This window comes from Streptacidiphilus anmyonensis, from assembly GCF_000787855.1.
In the GTDB taxonomy this organism is placed as follows: Bacteria; Actinomycetota; Actinomycetes; order Streptomycetales; family Streptomycetaceae; genus Streptacidiphilus; species Streptacidiphilus anmyonensis.
On record NZ_BBPQ01000147.1, the window covers coordinates 3,963 to 4,658 of the forward strand.

The 696-nt window shown below is 71.8% G+C and carries 1 pseudogene; it reads left to right on the top strand.

Annotated features, from left to right (window positions below):
• Positions 1 to 696: pseudogene (locus TR50_RS42090) on the top strand (amino acid adenylation protein); the annotation flags it as partial.

Consider the following 696-nt stretch of genomic DNA (forward strand, 5'->3'; position numbering starts at 1 on the left):
GACACCGCCCGCACCTACGACCCGCCCCGCCGACTCGTCTGGGCCCGCGCCGCCGTCGAACTGTGCCGCATCCTGCCGGTCCTGATCACCGTCCTGCTCGGCGACCTGGCCGCCACCGCCCTCCAGGCCCTGTTCGACTGGGACGGCCTGACCGCCTCCGCCGTCCTGGCCGGCGTCCTGCTGCTCGTGCTCGGGGTGACGGCGTGTCTGATCACCACCGCCGCAAAGTGGTTGCTGGTCGGCCGCTTCCGCGAGGGCCAGAAACCCCTGTGGAGCTCCTTCGTGTGGCGCAACGAACTCTTCGACACCTTCGTCGAGGAACTCGCCATGCCCTGGCTCGGCGGCACCCTGATCGGCACCCCCTTCTTCACCCTGTGGCTGCGCACCCTGGGCGTCCGCATCGGCCGCGGCGTGTGGTGCGAGTCCCACTGGTTCCCCGAGACCGACCTGATCGCCATCGGCGACGCGGCCACCGTCAACCGCGGCGTCGTGGTCCAGACCCACCTCTTCCACGACCGGCTCATGCGCATGGACGCCATCGAGGTCGAGGCCGGCGCCACCCTCGGCCCCCACTCCATCGTCCTGCTCGGCTCCACGCTGGGCGAAGGCGCCGTCGTCGGCCCCTCCTCCCTCGTCATGCGCGGCGAGACCGTACCGGCCGGCAGCCGCTGGCTCGGCAACCCCGTACGCCGCTGG